Source organism: Sivoneniella epilithica UHCC 1019 (genome assembly GCF_040830845.1).
Classification (GTDB): domain Bacteria; phylum Cyanobacteriota; class Cyanobacteriia; order Leptolyngbyales; family Leptolyngbyaceae; genus ULC077BIN1.
Map to the genome: position 1 here is coordinate 55,626 of NZ_JBFPDP010000024.1, position 22,280 is coordinate 77,905.

A 22,280-nucleotide genomic window follows, 5' to 3' on the forward strand; every position below is an offset into this window, starting at 1 on the left:
ACGACAATCCATCAGGATAAGAAAAATTTAGCCAGCAGATTTAACCAGGAACCTAGCTTCTATGAAACCGTCTAGCAAAGCTAGCATAGCGGATGCTTTCTCATTATGCCCAACTCGGTTGTGTTGCTAGAGAATTGCACCAAAGCTAGGATAGAAACCGATCACTGAGACCTGAATTATGACTGACCGCCTAACCGTACCCCAAGACCGCGCAACATTGTCTCTCAAAAACATTTCTCAGATTGTGAGTACTGCAATGCTTGCGATCGGGTTATTGACAAGTTCCGCCATTGCTAAAGATCCCTTCCGCAGTACAAATCCGAGAGCAATCAGCGATAAAACTGAAGCTGCGTTTGAGGCGTTCTTTAAGCAGGGAGATTACAAAGCTGCCGCAACCTATTTGAGCCAAACGGAATCCACTGAACCGTTGGCACTGTCGATGAAAGCGACCTTAGCTTACAACGATATTTTGGTAGGTCGAGATAATAAAGAGAAGCAAGCTGCCTCGTTAGAACAGTTTCGCAGCTATGCCACCCAAACCCGCACGGCTGCCGAAAAGTTATTGTCTACCGATCCGCTGCGCGGCAATATGTATCTGGCAGTGAGCCACTTTCTTGACGGTGTGTATGCTTTTACAAAAGAGGGCACGATTAAAGGTACGCCTCAAGTTTTGAAGGAATTGCAGCAGGTCATCAAGTATTTGAATGCGGCAGAGGCGATCGCGCCTAATGACCCCGAACTCAATATGCTGCGGGGCTATATGGATGTATACACCGGAATTTATTTGCCATTTGGTAGCTCTGAAAAAGGGGTCGAGCGGTTACAGAAATATGCAAATCCCCGCTATTTGGCAGAGCGCGGTTTGGCAATGGGCTATTTGGAAATGAAGCAGTATGACAAAGCGCTGGCTTCTGTGGATCGGGCGATCGCCCTCACGCCCAACAATCCTGAGATTCAGTATCTAAAAGCTAGAATCTTAGTAAAACAAGGGAAAGATCAAGAAAGCCTTGCCTATTTCGACAAAGCTTTGAGCAAAAAAGATCAGTTGCTCGTTGGCTTAGTCCGTGAAATGGAGCGGGCACAGCGTAAGACCAAAGAGCGATTGGCAGGAGGAAAGTAGGGAAGAGGGAAGAGGGAAGAGGGAAGAGGGAAGAGGGAAGAGGGAAGAGGGAGTTTTGAATTATGAGTTTTGAGTTTTTTTCTGGCTTATGTTCCCTGTTTCCTATTCCCTGTTCCCTGCCCCCTATTTCTCGCCCATTTTACGTCGTCCTTCCCTATGCTGGAGGTAGGAACGTTTGGAGCGATCGCTATGCAGATACGGTTTCGTGAATTTAATCCATTCAGTGTATGGATTTGGCTGGAGTTCAGCACGGTTCCATCTGAGATGGAAAAGCAATATGTTGAGGAAGTGTTGAATTCTTGGTTTTTTATTGGCAAACTGGGCGGCTTCAATGCTGAAAATATGCAGGTGCAAGAAGTTGGGCTAGAAGTTGGCTACATGGAGTATGACGAAGATGTGGCTGAAACTAGCTTGCTGGCGTTGATGCACAATATGGGCGATATAGAATATGAGGGCGGTTGGGCGCGCTGCTGGTTTGATTTGGGCACCAGTGACGCGATCGCTCTAGACATATTGATCAATTCACTTCGCCAATTTAGTCAGGATTTTGTCACGATTGAGCAGGTGATCATTGGCGGCGAAAACGAAGATTGGCAAACGGGTGAGAGCCATCGCTCGGATCTGATGTTTGAGAATCAATACAACTAAGGCGAGAGGCGAGAGGTAATGGGAAGTTTGGCGATTCGGGCGGTGGCATTGGGGTTGATTTTTCGGGGCGATCGCGTGTTTGTCTATGAAGGATACGATCCCTACAAACAAAAGACGTTTCATCGGGCGCTGGGCGGCGGGATTGAGTTTGGCGAGACGAGTCTGGAGGCGCTTCAGCGAGAGTTTCAAGAGGAAATTCAAGCAGCGTTGACCAATATTCAATACCTCGGTTGTAGCGAAAATATCTTCACCTATGGCGGCACTCCGTATCATGAAATGGTTCAGCTTTATCGTGCTGATTTTGTTGATCCAAAGTTTTACCAACTGGAAGAATTGGTGTTTGCTGATGGTTCCGCAGAAAACATCACCGCCCGATGGTTTGAGCGCGATCGCTTTCTATCGGGCGAACTTCGGCTTGTACCCGAACCCTGTTTGAACTACTTGTAAGCTTGAATAACGCATAACCCAGCGTTACAGCTATTGGCAAAAGCGGATCGCGAAATCTGACGAATATTGTGGCTTCCACGGATCTTCTTCTGAGTTCTACTTTACTCAAGGTTCATAAATAGCTAGCTATTTATTTAGTCTTGTCTTTGACATGACATATTTTGGAATAATTTATTTTGGCAGAAGTATCTTGTAGAAGTTCTAAACCTGTGACAGGGCGATGCATAGATCTACTATTATTCCTGACCCAACGAGTGTCGTTGACCTCCTGCAATACTGGCTTGAACGACAGGTTCCGACCACAAAGCTTGCTTGGTTGAATGAAAAACGAGACCAGATTGCACAGGCTTCTGAAAAAGCTTTATTTGCAGCCTTTAGTGCTGTCCCGCGCCACGTTGGTAAAGAGGATTTGCAGCTAACTGAAGCGGATCTGCAAATGGCTGAGAAACTCCGAACGGGCTGGTTGCCTCAATGCTGGAGTGTCGATCAAATCAGTCGTACTCTCTTACTGCTGGCGCTGCCTCATGAGGATGCTGAGGCGTATGTAAAATCGCTCGAAAAACTTTTTGCCGCTGCGGACGTTGCAGAACTGGTGGCACTCTATCAAAGCTTGCCCCTCTTGCCTCATCCAGAACGGCTACGCAAACGGGCGATCGAAGGGCTTCGCAGCAATATCACCACAGTCTTCAATGCGATCGCCCTGCACAATCCCTATCCAGCCGACTATTTTGACCAGCCAGCGTGGAATCAAATGGTGCTAAAGGCTCTGTTTGTGGGCAGTCCATTGAATCTGATTTGGGGACTTGATCAACGGGCAAACCCTGAACTCGCTCAAATGTTGAGAGATTATGCCCATGAACGTTGGGCTGCCAAACGACCCATAGCGCCTCAACTATGGCGATCGGTTGCACCGTTTGCAAATACTGAAATTCTGGCAGATTTTGAAAAGGTTTTGAATGATCCTGACTCAGTTCAACGTCAGGCGGGCGCTTTAGCTTGCTCTCAGTCCCCTTTGCCTGAAGCAAAAGCGTTGCTGAGCCGATTTTCGGATCTCAATACTTTGGTGCAATCAGGAACCCTGACTTGGCAAAGCCTTCACTAATCTCTCAGAAGTTTTGCGTGTTTTTTTCCTATTTGATAAGGCAATCATGGATACCGAAAAAATGATGTTCATTGACCCGCACATCCACATGACAGCCCGCACGACCTACGACTACTTGGTGCTGCGGCAATATGGAGTCGTTGCGGTGATCGAGCCTTCCTTTTGGGGAGGGCAACCCCGCACCAGTGCTGGCACTTTTCAGGACTATTTCAGCAGCTTGGTTGGATGGGAACGGTTTCGGGCAGCACAGTTTGGGATTCGGCACTACTGCACCATCTCATTAAATCCCAAGGAAGCCAATAATGAGGCGATCGCAGATCAAGTGATGGAACTATTGCCGCTTTACGCTGGCAAGGAAGGAGTCGTGGCGATCGGCGAAGTGGGCTATGACGACATGACCGCCGCAGAGGACAAATACTTCCACTTACAGCTTGAGCTTGCTAAAGAATTTGATAAGCCAGTCCTGATTCACACTCCTCACCGCAACAAGAAAGCCGGAACCAGCCGCAGCATTGCGGTGTGTTTAGAACACGGACTCGATCCGGCACGGGTGATTGTTGATCACGCGAATGAAGAAACTGTGCAAGAAATCTTAGACAACGGATTTTGGGCGGCGTTCTCCATTTACCCACACACAAAAATGGGCAATGAGCGGATGGTCGAGCTTGTTCGTCAGTATGGTTGCGATCGCATCATTGTCGATAGCGCTGCCGACTGGGGCATTAGTGATCCCCTAGCAGTTCCAAAAACGGCTCAATTGATGCTAGAGCGCGGCATTCCAGAAGCTCACATCCATGCAGTGTGTTATCAAAATGCCCTTGCTGCCTACAGCCAGAGTGGCGAGATTCAAGAATCAGACTGGCTCGATCCACTGCCTGTTGACCAACGCCAACTCTTTAACGGTAATTCTGTATTGCGTGGACAACAGCCAGAATTTGAGCCTGAGCGAGAGTCTGTGATCATCGAATAGCCATTTGTGACAGCCATCTATTCAAGGAGAACTATGAACACGGTCAGTCTAAAGTCGCAGCCTTTGTGGGCATATTTCCAAATGCTCCGACCTGCAAACATCATCACGGCTTGGGCAGACATCTTAGTGGGCTTTGCTGCTGCTGGACTGGTAATCACCTTGAGTGAATCTACTGGCAGTCAAGCATCCTTTACCAGCTTTATTCCCCTAGGATGGCTGCTACTTGCCACAACCGGACTATATGGCGGTGGAGTTGTTTTCAACGATGTGTTTGATGCGGCGCTTGATGCTCAAGAGCGTCCAGAACGCCCCATTCCTAGTGGTCGAGCGTCTCGCCAAGGAGCAATCGCCCTAGGAGGTTCCCTATTGATTATCGGAATTTTGGCGGCGGCTCAAGTGTCAATTGTGAGTGCTGCGATCGCAACCCTCGTAGCTTTGGCGGCTCTCCTCTATGATGCCGCTGGCAAACACCACACCATTCTCGGTCCGCTCAACATGGGTATTTGTCGCGGGGGCAACCTGTTGTTGGGGGTGAGTGCCCTACCTGCCATGCTTCAGGAGCGCTGGTTTTTGGCGCTGATTCCGATTACTTATATTGCTGCGATTACTGCCATTAGCCAAGGAGAAGTGCATGGTGGCAAAAGCAGCACCGGAATTATGGCAGTGGTGTTAGTGGGCGTTGTGATTGGCGCGACAGCGGCGTTAGGACTGCTACCAAACTATGCCATTTTGCCAGCCTTGCCCTTTGCCGGGTTGCTGGCAGTGCGAGTGATGCCTGCGTTTATCAACGCTGCCCGTGATCCAAATCCAGACCAAATTCGAGCCGCAGTCCGGGCAGGCATCTTGTCTTTAATTGTTTTGGATGCAGCAGTGGCGGCTGGCTTTGCTGGTTGGCTCTATGGACTGCTGATTTTAAGTCTTTTATCACTCTCGACTGGGTTAGCAAAATTGTTTGCTGTGACGTGAGTGCAACTCGTTTTTCCAGTGATCTTGATTTACCTTTATTAAGCCCTAAACACATGACAACCACTTATCCAACTCCCAAAGCGATCGCTGCGCCTAGCCTGCCCCTAATTCGCCAAGTTGTGCCGGTTCAGTTTACTTACGATGTCCATTTCACGACGGGATTATTTGAATTAAACAATCCCTTATTGGCACAAGTGATTGCGGCGGATGGTGAAGTGGGTCCAAAGCGAATGATCGTGGTGGTGGATTCAGGCGTGTTGCAGTGTCATGATAAGCTGCTGGAACAGGTGGCTGCCTATGCAAATTACCATCACGATATTTTGACATTAAGTACTGATGCGATCGCCGTTCCCGGTGGCGAGATTGCCAAAAACCAACCAGAATGGGTCGATCAGCTTCATCAAGTGATTAACACTGCTGGCATCTGTCGTCATTCCTATGTGATGGCGATCGGCGGGGGTGCCCTGCTGGATATGGTGGGCTATGCAGCAGCAACGGCGCATCGTGGGGTACGGTTGATCCGGGTGCCTACGACGGTCTTATCCCAGGATGACTCGGCAGTGGGAGTCAAGAATGGTATTAATGCCTTTGGTAAGAAGAACTTTCTGGGCACCTTTGCGCCCCCCTATGCCGTCCTGAATGATTTTTCCTTCTTGACAACACTGGACGATCGCGACTGGCGATCAGGGATGGCAGAAGCGGTCAAAGTGGCATTGATTAAGGATGCAGAGTTCTATCGATTGATTGAAACTCATGCTCATGCCTTGGCTAATCGCGATATGGCAGCAATGCAGCAGTTGATTTATCGGTGCGCTCAACTTCACTTAGACCATATTGCTTACAATGGCGATCCGTTTGAAATGGGTTCGGCACGACCGCTCGATTTTGGTCATTGGGCGGCTCATAAGCTAGAACACTTGACTGGCTATAACCTGCGACATGGTGAAGCTGTGGCGATCGGCATTGCATTGGATAGCACCTATGCCTATTTAAGTGGATTACTCTCGCAATCAGAGTGGCAGAGGATTCTAAAAACTCTACAAATGCTTGGATTTACGCTGTATGTGAAAGAGCTTGGAGACTATTTAGATCAACCTCGTCATCCTCAATCTATTTTCAAAGGACTGACGGAGTTTCAAGAACACTTGGGTGGCGAGTTATCAGTTACTCTGCTGTCGGAAATCGGCAAGGGAGTCGAAGTTCATCAAGTCAATCTTTCTCTTTATCAACAGGCAATCTTGATAATGCAAGAGATGTTTGAATCTGTAAATTAGCGAAAAAATGTAGGTGGATAAATCGTGAGGAATTGGCATGAAAACTGGGACGGGCGATCGCGTTCACTTAACCTACTGCACCAATATTCATCCCGGTGAAAGCTGGCAGGAAGTCTTCCATAATCTGAAGCACTATGTTCCTGCACTAAAGGCAAACCTAGCGGCAGAAAAGCCCTTTGGAATTGGGCTACGATTAGCCAATATTGCGACGCTTCAACTGCTGGAAGGCAATGCGCTAGCTCAGTTTCAAGCATGGCTGGCTCAACACAATTTGTATGTGTTTACGCTCAATGGGTTTCCTTACGGAGGGTTTCACAACCAGATTGTCAAGGATCAGGTTTATGCGCCCGACTGGTCTCAGCCAGAAAGACTGGATTACACGCTGCGACTCACTCAAATTCTGGCGGCGCTGTTGCCTGATGGCATGGATGGGGGAATTTCGACTTTGCCGCTGTCCTACAAACCCTGGTGGACGAGCGATCGCACCAATTGGGACTTACTCTTACAAACCAGTAGTCTTCATCTGGCGCAGTTGGTGGCAACCATGGCGCAGATTCGAGCCGAAACCGGAAAGCTGATACACATCGATCTGGAACCAGAGCCAGATGGGTTGATTGAGAATGCAGCAGAAGTGATCGATTTCTTCCACTCGTCCCTCTTGCCTATTGGTTCTGCATACTTGACAAAAACCTTGGGACTCTCGCCAGACTTAGCCGAAACCTGGATCAGAGATCATGTTCGAGTGTGTTACGATACGTGCCATTTCGCCCTTGAATATGAAAATCCAACCTCTGTTTTTGAACGGTTTCAGGCTGCCGGAATTGGCATTGGCAAAATTCAACTGAGTGCTGCCCTCAAAGTCCACTTGCCAGAGGACATCCAGCAGCGAAAAATCATTGCAGAGCGGCTCCATCCGTTTGCTGAATCCACTTATCTACATCAAGTGATTGAGCGCCAAAACGATGGCACATTACATCACTATCCTGATTTAGTGACTGCTCTTCCCTACCTGGAACAAGCCGATGCCCAAGAGTGGCGAACGCATTTTCATGTGCCTATTTTTATCCGCGACTACCAGATCTTGCAGTCTACGCAGGATCACATGATCGATGTGTTGAAACTGTTGCAAGAACAGCCTGTTTGCAATCATTTAGAGATTGAAACCTACACTTGGGATGTGTTGCCAGCCGCTATGAAGATGGATCTGTCAGCATCCATTCAGCGAGAGTATGAGTGGGTGTTGGCAACCTTCACTACCGCTTAAATTCAAAATTCTACTGGAGCGCGATCGCCGAACCTATGCAAAAAACAGTTGTTCTGAATGTGGTAGGACTCACCCCTGGGTTATTAGGAGAGTATACGCCTCGGTTGTGTCGATGGATAGATCAAGGGCGCATGGTGCCAATTCAGCCCGTCTTGCCTGCGGTAACTTGTACAGCCCAGACAACCTACCTCACAGGGAAAACCCCGGCTCAACACGGCATTGTTGCCAATGGTTGGTACTTTCGAGATGAGTGCGAAGTGAAGTTTTGGCGGCAGTCCAACAAACTGGTGCAGGCTCCCAAAATTTGGGATATGGCGCGATCGCTTGATCCATCGTTCACCTGTGCCAACCTGTTTTGGTGGTACAACATGTACTCCACGGCGGATTATGAAGTGACCCCGCGCCCCATGTATCCGGCGGATGGCAGAAAAATTCCTGATATTTACACCAAACCCGCCGGACTGCGACCCAAGATGCAAGCCGAGTTAGGGCAGTTTCCCCTGTTTAACTTTTGGGGACCCAACACCTCGATCTCCGCCACGCAATGGATTGCAAATGCTGCCAAATGGGTCGAGCAGCACTATAGTCCAACCCTAACCTTGATCTATTTACCCCATCTAGATTACTGCTTGCAAAAGTTCGGGTCAGATCCCAAGCAGATCAGCGCGGATCTGCAAGAAATTGATGGTATCTGTGGCGACCTGATTGACACCTATGAGTCACAAGGCGCTCAGGTGATTGTGCTTTCTGAATATGGGATTACGCCCGTTTCAAAACCAATTCATCTGAATCGTGTGCTGCGAGAACAGGGATTGCTGACCATGCGCGAAGAGATGGGTCGAGAGTTACTGGATGCGGGAGCAAGTCAGGCGTTTGCGGTAGCCGATCACCAAATTGCCCATGTCTATGTCAACAATCCGGCTGTGTTGGATCAAGTACGGGCGTTGTTAGAGTCAACTGAGGGCGTTTCTCAGGTATTGGATGAGACAAGCAAGCAGGCTCATCATTTGGATCACCCGCGATCTGGCGAGTTGGTGGCGATCGCAGAACCTGATGCCTGGTTTACTTATTACTACTGGTTAGAGGATGATCACGCGCCAGATTTTGCCCGGACGGTCGATATTCACCGTAAACCTGGTTATGATCCTGTAGAACTATTTGTCGATCCACAACTTAAATTTCCCAAAATGAAAATCGCTCAAACTCTGCTGAAGAAACAGTTAGGGTTTCGCTATTTGATGGATGTGATTCCATTGGATGCTGCGATCGTCCAAGGCTCTCATGGACATGTCACCACCTCGTCCGCTGATGGTCCTTTGTTTGCGACTCGGCAAAATCAACTGCTCGGCACAGAGGCGATCGCCGCCACCGATGTTTGTGAACTGATCCTGAGCCATCTTCAAAAGGGATCACTGCACCGCCCATAGCTCCGTTCCATTCGTTGCATCGCTAGCCGCAAAGAACAGCTTGCCATCTACGACCGTTAGCCCCGTTGGAGCCGACGAGAAATTGCCACTCACTGCCACTGTTCCGGCAGAGGTGCCATCTGTGCGGAAAACCTTGCTGCCTGTACCGTCATTCGCAGTGAAGTAGAGCGATCCGTTGAAGTTAGTCAACGATGCCACAGTATCATTGCCAGCAGCATTGATATTTCTCACCACCGTTGCGGTTGAGACTCCATCGCTTGACCACAGTTGCAGATCAGGATTTCCAGCCGTACCCGCGTCTACGGTAAAGAACAACCTGGAACCGATCGCCGTCAAATTTGTTGGCTGTTGTCCTGCCGAAGGAAGCGTAGAGACCAACGTCACCGTACCGTCAGCGTTACTTTGCCACAGTTTGAATGCCGCTGCATCTCGCGCAAAGAAATAAAGCGTTCCATTCACATTCATCAGATTATTGGGAGTAGAACTCGCACTACCAGGGTTAAGATCCGTAACTCGTGCGGTGTTAGCGGCTGTGCCATCGCTCCGCCATAGTTCTGTGCCGCTGCTATCAATGGCGGTAAAGAACACAGTATTCCCCACTGCCGTCACCCGTTGAATTTGGGCACCAGAGCCAAGATCCCTTACCAATACGGTGTTTCCATTGGTTCCGTCTGTCTTCCAAAGCTGGGTTGCACCATTGGCTGTAAAGTACAGCGTATTTCCCACAACCGTTAAGTTTCCTGGAACGGTGTAGCTAGGCGATGCGACTAACTTCACCGGGTTACCACTGCTATCAATCTTGAAGATAGCAATACCAGAACCATCATTGGCTTGGAAGAAAAGGGTATTGTTAAAGTTCACTAAACCCACAGGATTAGAGCTTAATGTGCCTAATCGTAGGTCGTTGACTAGGGTTGTAGAGGTGCCTGCCAAGTCTGTCTTCCACAATTCCCGACCTGTACCGCTGTTCGTTGCTGTGAAGTAGATGGTGTTGCCGACTACCGTAAAGTTGCTGGGTGAGGAGGCAGAACCACCAGGATTGATATTAGCCACTTGTAGGGTGGCTGATGAACTACCGTCACTCTTCCACAGTTCGCTGCCTGTGTCGCTATCATCAGCCGCGAAGTAAAGCAGATTGCCAACGGCTGTTAGGTTAGTCGGGTTGGAACTGGTTGCGAGAGGGCTGATGTTTGCCACTAGCGCTGCGCCGGATGACACGTTGATTGAAATAGTCCCGCTGCCAGTTTGTGCGCCGCCTGTTCCGGTAAACCCACCGTCATTGACCACTAGACCGATTTGAGCCGCCCCAGTGAAGTTGTTTGTGGGGGTGAATTTGAGATTGGTCAGGGCGGTGTTAATTGCCGCGATCGCACCCGTAAACGTCATCGTTGTATCGGCTGTACCGTCGCCCGTGGTAAAGGTCAACCCAGAAAGACCGCCTAATGTCAGAGTGCCGTTGGTGGCAGTTAACGTTGCGGTCACCAAGTTGGAACCAGCGTCCACATCGCTAATGCTTAAACCCGATGGAATCACCAGGTCAGTATTGCGAAGCGCCAGTTGGCTACCCGGCAGCGTAATCACCGGAGCAGCATTTGCACCGCCAACTGTGATAACTACCGTTGCTGGAGCCGAAAGGTTAATGCCATCCGTAGCGCGATAGGTGAACGTATCGGAACCAACCGAGCCGACCGTAGGAATATATCTAAAAGAGCCATCGGAATTTAAGACAACGCTACCGTTCGTGGGGGCAGTGGCTAGCGTCGCCCGAAGCACATCTCCATCGGCATCGGTATCATTTGCCAATACTCCCGTTGCCACTGCTACGTTTAAGGTTCCATTGGTAGAGACGACATAGCCAGAATCATTTTGGACGGTGGGCGGAGTACTGGTGGCATTGATGTTGATGGTGACGGTCGCGGTTGAACTACTGCCGCCACTAGTAGCGCGATAGGTGAAGGTGTCCGCCCCGGTTGCGCCAGAGTTGGGGATATAGGCAAAGGAACCATCGGCATTGAGGGTGAGGCTACCTTGCGTGGGGTTGCTGACTACCGCAGCAGTGGAATTGGGAGCGATATCATTGGCTAATACTCCCAAAGTTCTCGGAACATTAATCAGGTTATCGCGGTTCACACTGTAAGTATCGTTAACTGCGGTTAATGGCGAAACGTTAATTGTGACGGTCACAGGAGTCGAGTTGAAGAAGCCATCAGTGACTTGATAAGTGAAGAAATCAGTTCCAGTGGTGACCCCTGCTCCTGGAACATAAACAAAAGAGCCATCGGCATTGAAGCTCACTAAAGTGCCTTGAGTGGGTTGGGAAAGGGGCTGGGCTGAAATCGGATCTTCAGCATCCGTATCGTTCACCAGAATTCCGGGGGCGGTAATATTGAGAGTCTGTCCGGCGATCGCGGTATAGGTATCCGGCAGAGCAGTGGGCGGCGTATTCAGCCTCACCGAAATTGACACAGTTGCCGTTGAGCTAGCAAGTCCATCGAAAGCGCGATAGGTAAAGATATCGGTTCCCTGATAGCCTGTGCTGGAGGTATAGATAAAGGTGCCATTGGGATTGAGAGTGAGCGTCCCATTCCCAGGAGCAGAGACTACGCTGGCAGTCAGTAGATTGTTTTCCGCATCGCTATCATTTGCTAAGACGCTCTGAAGGATCGAGGATTGATTAAACTCAACACCGCTGGCAGCCTGATAGCTATCGTTTTGAACTGCTGGTGGTGTATTGGGTGAGACGGATAAAGAAACCGTCGCTAACCCCGATGTTGCCAATCCATCGCTGGCACGATAAGTAAAGCGATCGAGTCCTTGATAGCCAGAATTGGGACGGTAGACAAATGACCCGTTAGAGTTGAGCGTCACTGTCCCATTTTGTGCGCCTGTTGCTAACGTTGCTGTCAATGCCAATGGGGACGTTTCCGCATCGCTGTCATTGCTCAACACTCCTGTGAACGCATCGACTGAAAGGGTGCCGTCGGTGGAGGCGCGATATAAATCGTTTGTTGCGATCGGACTTGAGTTAGTTTGCAAACTGAGGGTCACTGTTGTGGGAGTCGAGGTTGCGAAGCCATCGGTTGCCTGATAGACAAAGGTATCAACGCCAGAACTACCCGCCGTGGAAGCGTAGATAAAAGAACCATCGGCATTGAGGCTTAACGTTCCTTTAGTCGGATTGACTACCACACTCGCAGCCAGCGGGGAGCCATCCGCATCCGTGTCATTTTGCAAAACTCCGTCTATGGTGGCGATCGTTAAGGAAGCCCCAATTACAGCGGTGTAGGTGTCTGAAAGGGCAACCGGAATGGCATTGACTTGAAGGCTGACGGTGGCAGTGTTGGAGTTTAGCTGTCCATCGTTGGCTAAGTAAGTAAAGCGATCGCTACCAAAGAAGCCTGGATTAGGGGTGTAGTTAAATGATCCATTCGAGTTGAGGGTCAAAGAGCCGCTGAGCGGATTGCCAATGATGCTGGCGGTGAGGGTATTGCCTTCTAGATCGGTGTCATTGCTCAGAATGCCTAAAGGCGTAATGTTAAGCGGGCTACCTGCATTGACAGTGTACGTGTCGTTTTGGGCAACGGGGGCGGCATTAGCGGCAATACTGAAGGTGGCGATCGCGACGCTAGAGACTGCCCCTAAGCTGTCGATCGCGGCATAGGTAAAGGTATCCACACCGCTAAAGTTGGGAGTCGGCTGATAGCTAAACGTGCCATCGGGTCGCAAGGTGAAGGAAAGCGCGTTGGTTGGCGTTGTGATCACACTGGCGGTCAGCGGAATATTGCCGTCGGTGTCAGTGTCATTGGCTAAGACATTACCTGTGGTCAGTAAGGTGTTTGCCGCACCAATGAACAAATCTGGAGCCGCGACGGGTGGCGCATTTGAAGAGACAGAAATAGTGGCGATCGCGGTATTAGAAACCGAGACTCCATCGCTGGCAACATAGGTAAAGCTGACATTTCCAGAGAATCCCGCTTGAGGCACATAGGTAAACGATCCGTCAGGATTGAGAGTAAATGTGCCGCTGCTGGGAGCCGTCACTAAACTTGCGGTTAAGGGGCTGCCTTCTACATCGGTATCGTTAGATAAAACGCCTAATGCGGTGATGTTTAAGCTGCCACTCGGCGCAACATTATAAACATCGTTGTTGGCAGTTGGCGCATCGTTGACGGGAGTAACGCTGAAGGTGGCGATCGCGACGCTGGATACTGCGCCTAAGCTATCGATCGCGGCATAGGTAAAGGTGTCGAGTCCGGTGATATTAGGCTTGGGCTGATAGGTGAAACTACCATCGGCATTCAGGGTGAAGGCTAGAGCATTTGCCGGAGCCGCAATCACGCTAGCAGTTAGTGGAGTGTTGCCGTCAGCGTCGGTGTCATTGGTCAACACGTTGCCGATGTTCAGCAAAGTATCTTCGGCAGTAGTGAAAGTGTCAGGATTGGCGACTGGAGGCGCATTCACTGCCGTGGTCACAAACAGATTGACGGTGGCGGTAGTCGAATTCAAGCTGCCGTCATTGGCGACGTAGGTAAAGCGATCGCTGCCGGAAAACCCAGCATTAGGTTGATAGGTAAAAGAGCCATTGGCGCTGAGGTTGAGCGTCCCGTTTTGCACATTTGATATCAACGCTGCCGTCAAGTTGGCGCTGTCGATATCGCTATCATTGGCTAACACACCGGGTGCCGTCTGGCTCAGCGATGCCGTAGCGTTGACGCTATAAACATCATTCACCGCAACCGGGGCATCATTCACCGGGGTAACGTTGAAGGTGGCGATCGCGACGCTAGAGACTGCCCCTAAACTATCGATCGCGGCGTAGGTAAAGGTATCTAAGCCGCTAAAGTTGGGATTGGGCTGATAGCTAAACGTGCCATCGGGTCGCAGGGTGAACGCCAGGGCGTTGGTGGGAGTCGCAATCACGCTAGCGGTTAGCGGAATATTGCCATCCGTGTCGGTGTCATTGGTTAAGACGTTGCCCGTGGTCAGTAAGGTGTCTTCGGCGACGGTGAACAAATCGGCTTGGGCGATCGGCAAATTATTCGCCAACGGATCAACCACAATGCTGACGGTGGCGGTATTTGCAGAACTCAAGCTGCCATCGTTTGCCCGGTAGGTAAAAACATCAGTGCCGCTAAAGCCGATATTGGGGCGATAGGTAAAGGAACCGTTGGGGTTCAATGACAGCGTACCGGAGGACGTGGAAGAGACTAGCACCGCCGTTAAGCTGGCACTCTCAACATCAGTGTCATCCTCCAAAATACCGGGTGCGGCGATGTTGAGAGTGCCACCGGGAACAACTGAAACGGTATTATTGAAGGCAACAGGAGCATCATTGACGGGCGTGACGCTAAAGGTGACGGTGGTGGGATTAGATACCGCACCTAGGCTATCAGTTGCCGTATATACAAAAGTATCGGTGCCGTTAAAGTTTGCCTTGGGCTGATAGCTGAAGCTCCCGTCTGCATTGAGTGTGAAAGACAGAGCATTAGCTGGAGCGGCGATCACGCTGGCTGTCAATGGGGTATTGCCATCCACATCGGTGTCATTCGTCAACACGTTGCCCGTAGTCAGCAGTGTATCTTCTGCGGTGGTGTAGCTATTGGGGTTGGCGATCGGGGCGTTATTAGCACCCACCGACAGCGTGACCGTTGCTAAGTTAGAGGCTAAACTGCCATCGCTAGCACGGTAGATAAAGACATCCGTTCCGGCAAAATTACCAGTGGGTTGGTAAATAAAGGAGCCGTCTCCATTCAAGCTAACGGTGCCATTCGTGGGCGCAGTCACTAGAGTTGCAGTAAGCGCGCTACCTTCCACATCGCTATCATTTCGCAGAACGCCATTGGTTGAGGGAACCGACAGCGTACCGCCGGCACTGGCAGTGTAAACGCCATCATTTGCCGCAACGGGCGCATCGTTGACTGGGGTAATAGTGAGAGAGACGATCGCCGTATTAGAGGTGCCTCCAAGCGGGTCGATCGCCACATAAGTAAAGCGATCGATGCCGTTGAAATTGGGTAGTGGTGTATAGCTAAAGCTGCCGTCAGGATTGAAGCTAAAACTTCCAGCATTGGTAGGCGCACTAATTAACTGTGCGGTTAGCGAGGAGGTCGGATTATCCGCATCGGTATCGTTGGCAAGCACATTCCCGCTAGCAGGTTGGTCTTCGGGTGTGGTAAAGCTGTCGTTCGCTGCGACGGGCAGGTCATTCACCGACGTGACATTGATGACCACGATCGCCGTATTAGACGTGCCGCCGAGAACATCTCTCGCCACATAGCTAAAGGTATCAAAGCCATTAAAGTTGGTAACCGGGGTATAGGTAAAGGTGCCATTGGGACTAAAGCTAAACGAGCCAGCATTGGTTGGCGGACTCACCAGTTGCGCCGTCAACGGCAGGGTGAAATCGGGGTCGCTGTCATTCGCAAGAACACTGGTGCCCAGCAAGGTTCCCCGTTCCGCAACCGTGAAACTATCAGCCGTGGCGATCGGCAGTAGATTGACCGCATTTCCCACATTCACCAGCAGGGTCTTGGTGTCCGAGAGCGGAATGCCCACGCCCGTATTACCGTTATCGTTGACGCTGAGGGTGATGCGATCGAAGGCATTGGTAAAGCCTGCATAGCTGCGATAGATAACCTGGCTCAGGGCATCATTAATCGCCGCGATGGAACCCGTGAAGGTAATCCGATTATTTTGACTGCCTGTTCCCTGGGTAAACTGCAAGCCGGAAAGCGATCGCAATGACAACACACCATTTTCCGCAAACAGGGTGACGGAGAGAGTCCCGCCGCCGGCATCGGGGTCGTTAACGCTAAAGCCAGAGAGCGTTAAGTTGATTCCAGAGTCAACGGCTGGAGTGCCAGTAGGCAGAGCAACCACAGGCGCATTATTAACGCCCAGCACGTTCACTGCGATGGATTTGGAATCGCTCAGAGGAATTCCTGTTCCAGTATTGCCACCATCCGAAACACTGACGGCGATCGTATCCGTCCCGCCAAAGTTAGCATTTGGACGATAGGTGAGGGCACTCAATGCCGCATTTACCGCTGACTGGGTGCCCTGGAAGATCAGCGTATTATCCTGAGTGCCATCGCCTGTAGTAAAAGTTAGCCCAGTCAAGGATTCTAGGGACAATACGCCGCTGACTGCTGACACCGCCACAGTCAAATTGCCATTGCTCACGTCTACGTCATTAATGCTGATGCCCGAAATCCGCAGATCTGTGCCTTCGTTAACGCTCTGGCTGGATGGCACCGTAATCACAGGCGCATCATTGGTGGGATTGATGGTGAGAGTGATTAGTTTTGAGGCAGACAGCGGAATCCCATTGCCAGTGAAGCCATTATCGCTCACATTCATCGTCAGCAGATCGGCACCGTTATAGTTGCGATCGCTCAAGTAAGTTAGCCCAGCCAGAGCGGTATTAATCGCCCCCTGAGAGCCGCTAAACACCAGATTTTTGTTCAGCGTTCCGGTTCCGGTTGTTAGGGTCAGTCCAGCAGTAGAACCCAGCGTTAGCGCACCATACACCACCGATAAACTCACCGTCAGCGGACTCAATCCCGCATCGCTATCAACAATGTTAATGCCGTTAATCGGTGAAGTGACATCTTCGCTTAAGGTTTGCGATGCAGGAGCCGTAATCACCGGAGCATCATTCACCCCTGCTACCGTCAGCGTGACGTTTTTGGAGTCGGTTTTCACGCCGCCTAAGCCAAAGTTGCCGCCATCATTGACCGCAATATTGACAACATCGGTTCCTTCAAATGCGCCCGTGCTGCGATAAATCAAGGATTCCAGCACGAAATTTGCCACATCTTGCCGACCTCGGAAAGAAAGAGTTGAATCTTGAGTGCCATCGCCCGTGAGGAAGGTTACGCCCGTGGTGCGTCCCAAGGTCAATACACCGCTGCCAGCAGATAGAGAAACAGTGACATCGTTATCGCCTACATCCGCATCCGTCAAACGAACTCCTGAAATGAGGGTGTTCGTGTTTTGATCCACGAGGAGAGTAACGGGTGCAGTTAGCACAGGTGCGTCGTTAACGGCTAATACGGAAATGCTGAAGGTGGTTGCCACAGAGGTTGCGCCCAGCCCATCGGTCACCGTAAATTGGAAGCGATCGCTTGTGGTTTCGCCGCCATTGTGAATGTAGGTCAACTGACCATTGGTAATATCAAGCTGGCTAAAGGTTTGCCCGGTCTGAAGCGTAACAGTGCCCAACTTCAAAATTCCATTAGCAGGAGTGCTACCGAGGGTATACGCCACCGGAGCCGGACCATCCGGATCGGTGACTAGCAGGAGATTGGGCGTGATTGCTGCGCTGGTGCCTTCGCTCAACGTTAGAGCAGTGTTGATGGAAACCGCCGGAGCATCATTGACGGGCAATACGGAAATGCTGAAAGTATTGGCACCCGGCAGCAGAATTGCGCCATCGGTAACCGTAAAGGTGAAGCGATCGAAGGGCGATTCGCTGCCATTGTGCTGATAGCGAACCAGTCCGTTAAAAACATCGCTTTGAGTAAAGGTGCTGGTTGCCGTGCCTGCTAACAGCAGTGTGCCATTGGTTGGCAGATTGGTAATGGAATACTGCAAGCTAACCGCCGGACTATCCACATCTGAAATCAGCAGCAGACTTGGACTAAGTACCGTACTATCCCCTTCAGACAGGGTTAAGCCACTATTCGAGACCAGAATCGGCGCATCATTCACCGGGTTCACTTGAATGCTAAAGGTTTGGTTGCTGATGCTGCTACCCGTACCATCGGACACCGTGAAGCTAAAGCGATCGCTGGTCGTTTCACTGCCATTGTGAACATATCTCACTTGGCTAGGGTCATCCAAATTAACCTGCGTAAATGTAGTTCCAGCAGTAGCGGTTACGCCATTAATCAATAGACTGCCATTCGTGGTTGCATTGCCCACCGTATAAACCAGTTGGCTATCTGGGGTGTCGCTATCTGTCACCCGCAACAGAGAACTTAAGATACTCGCAGAGCCTTCTTCATCTAGCGTCAGCGGATTGTTGCTGACTAAAACCGGAGCGCTGCTAATGTCAACCGATAAGGTATAGGTACTTTCGGCTTGACCCAACGCCGGAAAAACGCGGGCGTAATAGGTGCCTGCGGACAGCGAACGGATGATTGACTCTGGACTAAGTCCACTTTGAGAGGAGCTATCCACAATCGTATTACCGCTGCTGTCGAACAGTTGCAGATCTAAGTTGCCTGTAAGATTGGATAGAAGCAGACTAACCTGAGTTGTATTGGTGATATCAAAGCGATAGTAGTCACTGGTATCTTGCCCGCCGACGCGATCGCGATAAGTTGCCGATTGCCCTAACCCACTGCCCAAATTAAACGCCGTTGCAATGGTATTCCCAGCCACATCAATCGGATTCGGTTGACCATAGCGGCTGTATGGAGTTGAGTTCCAAGAAGGGGAATTGATAGAAATCAGCGATACCGTTGAAGTGAGCGAGGTGCCATTCATCAACCAAATTTGGTTCTGACCTCCTGCACCATAATTACGCCAAAGAATATCTGAGTTGCCATCCTTATTAAAATCCGCCACCCCGGATATATACCAAGGTTTGGCAAAGCTAGTGTTAAGAGCAGCCTCGGATAGAAAAGTTGTATTTTTTAAAAACCAAACCTCTGAAGCGGCTGTGGAATTATTATGCCAAAGAATATCTAAAAAGCCGTCACGGTTAAAGTCGCCTAGTCCGCGGGCTGTCCATCCTGGCTGTTGTTGTTGAGCGATCGCAATAGAGCCAACCGAACTAGCACCTTGCATCAGCCAAACATCTAGTTTTTCTGTTGCAGCATTCCACCAAAGAATATCGGTTGATCCATCATCATTTAAGTCGCCAACTCCGGCAACAGTCCAACTGCCGTTTTTTGTTGCTGGTAATAAGGTAAAAGATGCTAAAGCCGTATCTTGCATGAACCAAATAAGCGTCAGCCCTAAAGCTTCATATCGCCAAAGAATATCGGTTTGTCCATCGCGATTAAAGTCGCCCGTTGCTCGAATTGCCCAAACCGCAGGCTCAGTGGAAGGTGGAAGCAAACTATATCCACCGGTATATCCAAGGGCATCGTTTAACTGCCAGACCGTGGTTTCACCGTTTTGATAGTTGCGCCAAATGATATCTGTATCAATTAGATTATCTGCTGCCGATACGTTGAGGGTGTAGTTAGCAATAGATGTGTTTAAACCGGGAGCAACCTGAATGTAATAAACGCCAGGATTCAAGATGGTGTTAATTGATTCGGAAAATTTACCCTGGTTGTTGGAGATTTGCTCTACGCTATTAACCGTGACTAAACTGCCTGCACTGTCTAACAGAGCTACGTTTGCATCAGCATCTAGCCCGGTTAAGGAAAGATTGAAACTACTCTGATTAGCCAAAGAAAAGCGGTAAAAATCGTTGGCGGCAGGTGTGACGAGATCTTGGAAGCTTTGGGCAGTGGAAAGGAGCTTCAGCGACGTGGCTGTGGCTAAAGAGTTTCCTGCGGTATCTGGCATGGCGAATAACCCCGTACTGGCATAGCTATTCTGCCCTAACTGTGTTTTTTTGATAACAAAGTTCTGGCAGATTTACATAAATATGGGTAGAAACTTTGTAAATTTTTAGCAATCTATTTAAAGTTTGCGTCAAGGTAAACCCTCAAAGTCTTGATTTGAAGGAGCTTTAGAAGAGACAGCGATCGTGGTTTGTACGGAATTTTACACTCGTTCTAGATATTGGCTGTCTAATAAAAAGGCACCATTGGCAAATCGCACACTCCAATAGTTGCCAGGACGACGATCTAAAATAGTCCCTTCTTCGCCCACTGCAATTAGTTCAGCAGAACGGAGTGTTGGCATTGGATCAGCAGTTTTCACATAAGGTGGGGCGCTGATGAGACGCACACGATCGCCCACTGAAAAGCCGTTCACTGAAAAATCACCCACTGAAGATTTAGACATGACTACTGAACCTCTTAAGTTAAGCTAATTTCTTAACTAACCTGATGTGCAACTAAAGTCAGCCCACCCTACGGGGAGCAAGATTTCTCAAAGTTCCTCTCCCACTCTGAGAGAGAGATTTAGGGTGAGGGAGGTTGGGATAGTCGCACATCGTGTTAACTAAGTGATTGATTAAGCGACCTCATTAGCCAACAGACTTGCTAGCGTGAACTGAGGATGGTGCTGGAGTACCAAAAATTGGCGTAGGGTCTAAACCAGTAATTTGATAGAACTGGGCTGAAGTCACACAGGCGATCGCCTGCGCCTCACCGTCTTCGTTTAGCAAAATGCAATGTTCCCATGCTTTCAACAGGCTGCCAACTTCTGCCAAAAACTCGTGCCCACGTAACAACGGTACCTTCAGCCAATAGGTGACTAACGTTTCAACGAGCGCCAACTCAACCAAAGGCATTGGATATACGGCAAGGAGAGTGTCTAGTGCTGCTTGAAAAGACTCGGCATCTCCATCCAAGTGATAGCTGGTCACGATATGCTGAACTCGTTGCCGCTTAATTTTTTCTTGAAGTTCCATCAAAACCTCGTTATTCGCACTTGCCTTCTTTGCATCTGCTTTCTTGGCAACTTCGCACCTTGCAACGACAGACAGGCTTGTTCAGTCAACATTACCCTAAAATGACGAGTAATCTACCCAATTTTGTGTTCTATTATTTGCGTCAGTAGTGATTCCTACTCGTGCTATATTTATAAATCTGTCGGGGCGTAGCGCAGCTTGGTAGCGCACTACTTTGGGGTAGTAGGGGTCGTGAGTTCGAATCTCGCCGCTCCGATAGGTTGAAACCGCTTGTAATGGGCGGTTTCGCCATTTTAAAAGATGGCGGAAAAATTAAGTCATTCTCAATAAGTAACTGCCAAATACCGCCAAATATCGCCAACTCTGGACATTATTGGGGCAAAATTGGGGAGCGAAACTGAGGGACTGAAAGTGGCGGAAAATGGGCGAAAGAGATCATTAAAGGGGTCTGTAGCAGTACGTTGCAAAAATGATTGGTTGGGCTTGCGCTGGACGTGGGGAGGGCAGCGATACGAAATCTCGCTAGGGCTGCTTGACAGCAAGGTTAATCGAACGGTCGCAGAACGGAAAGCTAAGTTAATTGAGCAAGATATGCTCACAGAACGGTTTGATCCAACGCTGGAACGGTACAAGCCTCAGATTCAAACCAGTGAAGTGGTGAGCGCAGTTGAACTGTTTGAAAAATTTGTGACCTGGAAATCAAAGCAAGTGGGTGAAGAAGATTCGATGCTCAAATATACCGCTTGCCTAAGCTACACACGTCAATACTTTCGCAAGCTGCCAGCTACAATTTCAGAAGAACAGGCAACTCAATTTCGAGACTGGCTTGCAAAGAAGCTGGCTCCAATCAATGTGCGAGAGCGAATTAGCTCTCTGCGTAGCTGTTGGCGTTGGGGGATGCGCCGCAAGTTAGTAGCAGAAAACCCCTGGCAGGAAGTAAAGGTAAAAGTCCCTCCAAAACAAAGGCTAAACCCCTTCACCAAGGAAGAGACTCAAAGGATATTGAAAGGATTTAGCACTGACCCCTGGTACACCTATTACACAGATTTTGTAGAGTTTCTACTGTCTACGGGGTGTCGGATTGGAGAAGCCGTCGGCTTGAGATGAAAACATCTGAGTGCAGACTGCTCCGAAGTGTGGATTGGAGAAAGTTTTGGTAGGGGGAAACGAAAGCCAACCAAAACGAATAAAGCACGGTGGTTTGATCTTTCACCGCGCTTAAAGGATATGTTTTTAGCTAGAAAAAAGACTGGAAGCTATCGCCCAGATGATTTAATCTTCCCCGCACGTAGGGGAGGCGCGATCGACGACAAAACATTCAATAAATATGCTTGGAAAACAATTCTAAATCAGGTCGGAGTGCCCTACCGAATGCCGCGCAGTTTGCGTCATTCGTTTGTGAGCAATGCAGCGCATCAGGGGCTAACACCGTCAGAAATTTCTGGTAGTGCATTAGACTAATGTGGGATAGGTGGCAATATCATGCCAATTCCATGCTCGCGTTGTTAATCCTGCTCGTT

General features: G+C 49.6%; 14 protein-coding genes and 1 tRNA gene. 12 read left to right on the top strand and 3 right to left on the bottom strand.

All coding sequences use genetic code 11. The features are described 5' to 3' along the window. Positions 1 to 178 precede the first annotated feature (178 nt). The 9 genes from AB3R30_RS15480 to AB3R30_RS15520 all read left to right on the top strand — a co-directional run bounded on the left by AB3R30_RS15480 (position 179) and on the right by AB3R30_RS15520 (position 9,218). Positions 179 to 1,120: a Sll0314/Alr1548 family TPR repeat-containing protein gene (locus AB3R30_RS15480; protein WP_458650103.1), complete on the top strand. Its 942-nt coding sequence runs from the start codon at positions 179 to 181 to the stop codon at positions 1,118 to 1,120. A gap of 156 nt (positions 1,121 to 1,276) precedes the next feature. Beyond that, positions 1,277 to 1,768, top strand: a complete 492-nt coding sequence (locus AB3R30_RS15485; protein WP_458650104.1) for a DUF3531 family protein — start codon at positions 1,277 to 1,279, stop codon at positions 1,766 to 1,768. Positions 1,769 to 1,786: 18 nt separating this feature from the next. Then, complete coding sequence (locus AB3R30_RS15490; RefSeq protein ID WP_458650105.1) at positions 1,787 to 2,215, top strand: NUDIX hydrolase; 429 nt, start codon at positions 1,787 to 1,789, stop codon at positions 2,213 to 2,215. A 220-nt stretch (positions 2,216 to 2,435) separates the two neighbouring features. After that, a complete protein-coding gene (locus AB3R30_RS15495; RefSeq protein WP_458650106.1) occupies positions 2,436 to 3,317 on the top strand; it encodes an EboA family metabolite traffic protein in 882 nt (293 codons plus the stop codon). A 46-nt stretch (positions 3,318 to 3,363) separates the two neighbouring features. Beyond that, positions 3,364 to 4,287: a TatD family hydrolase gene (locus tag AB3R30_RS15500; RefSeq protein WP_458650107.1), complete on the top strand. Its 924-nt coding sequence runs from the start codon at positions 3,364 to 3,366 to the stop codon at positions 4,285 to 4,287. Positions 4,288 to 4,320: 33 nt separating this feature from the next. Then, the gene (eboC, locus tag AB3R30_RS15505) at positions 4,321 to 5,253 is read left to right on the top strand and encodes a UbiA-like protein EboC (RefSeq protein WP_458650108.1); all 933 of its coding nucleotides are present in this window, start codon (positions 4,321 to 4,323) and stop codon (positions 5,251 to 5,253) included. 53 nt (positions 5,254 to 5,306) lie between these two features. Beyond that, positions 5,307 to 6,527 (top strand): 3-dehydroquinate synthase, encoded by a 1,221-nt coding sequence (locus AB3R30_RS15510; protein ID WP_458650109.1) that lies wholly within the window; start codon positions 5,307 to 5,309, stop codon positions 6,525 to 6,527. Between the two features lie 37 nt (positions 6,528 to 6,564). Continuing rightward, on the top strand, positions 6,565 to 7,791 hold the full coding sequence (gene eboE / locus AB3R30_RS15515; RefSeq protein WP_458650110.1) for a metabolite traffic protein EboE: 1,227 nt from the start codon (positions 6,565 to 6,567) through the stop codon (positions 7,789 to 7,791). Continuing rightward, positions 7,761 to 9,218, top strand: coding sequence for an alkaline phosphatase family protein (locus AB3R30_RS15520; RefSeq protein WP_458650111.1), 1,458 nt, complete (start codon positions 7,761 to 7,763; stop codon positions 9,216 to 9,218). Before eboE ends, AB3R30_RS15520 begins: the two co-directional genes overlap by 31 nt. On the opposite strand, the gene AB3R30_RS15525 is transcribed toward AB3R30_RS15520, so the two are convergent. The 3 genes from AB3R30_RS15525 to AB3R30_RS15535 form a co-directional block, all read right to left on the bottom strand. Next, a complete protein-coding gene (locus AB3R30_RS15525; protein ID WP_458650112.1) occupies positions 9,201 to 19,745 on the bottom strand; it encodes an Ig-like domain-containing protein in 10,545 nt (3,514 codons plus the stop codon). The two genes, AB3R30_RS15520 and AB3R30_RS15525, sit on opposite strands and share 18 nt — an antisense overlap. A gap of 201 nt (positions 19,746 to 19,946) precedes the next feature. Beyond that, positions 19,947 to 20,189, bottom strand: a complete 243-nt coding sequence (gene sipA, locus AB3R30_RS15530) for a regulatory protein SipA (RefSeq protein WP_458650113.1) — start codon at positions 20,187 to 20,189, stop codon at positions 19,947 to 19,949. Between the two features lie 184 nt (positions 20,190 to 20,373). Continuing rightward, complete coding sequence (locus AB3R30_RS15535; protein ID WP_458650114.1) at positions 20,374 to 20,760, bottom strand: hypothetical protein; 387 nt, start codon at positions 20,758 to 20,760, stop codon at positions 20,374 to 20,376. 182 nt (positions 20,761 to 20,942) lie between these two features. Here AB3R30_RS15535 and AB3R30_RS15540 point away from each other — a divergent pair. From AB3R30_RS15540 to AB3R30_RS15550, 3 genes are all read left to right on the top strand, one after another. Next, a tRNA-Pro gene (locus AB3R30_RS15540) sits at positions 20,943 to 21,016 on the top strand. 155 nt (positions 21,017 to 21,171) lie between these two features. Beyond that, on the top strand, positions 21,172 to 21,867 hold the full coding sequence (locus AB3R30_RS15545) for an Arm DNA-binding domain-containing protein (protein ID WP_458650115.1): 696 nt from the start codon (positions 21,172 to 21,174) through the stop codon (positions 21,865 to 21,867). Positions 21,868 to 21,987: 120 nt separating this feature from the next. Beyond that, complete coding sequence (locus AB3R30_RS15550; RefSeq protein ID WP_458650116.1) at positions 21,988 to 22,221, top strand: hypothetical protein; 234 nt, start codon at positions 21,988 to 21,990, stop codon at positions 22,219 to 22,221. Positions 22,222 to 22,280 lie beyond the last annotated feature (59 nt).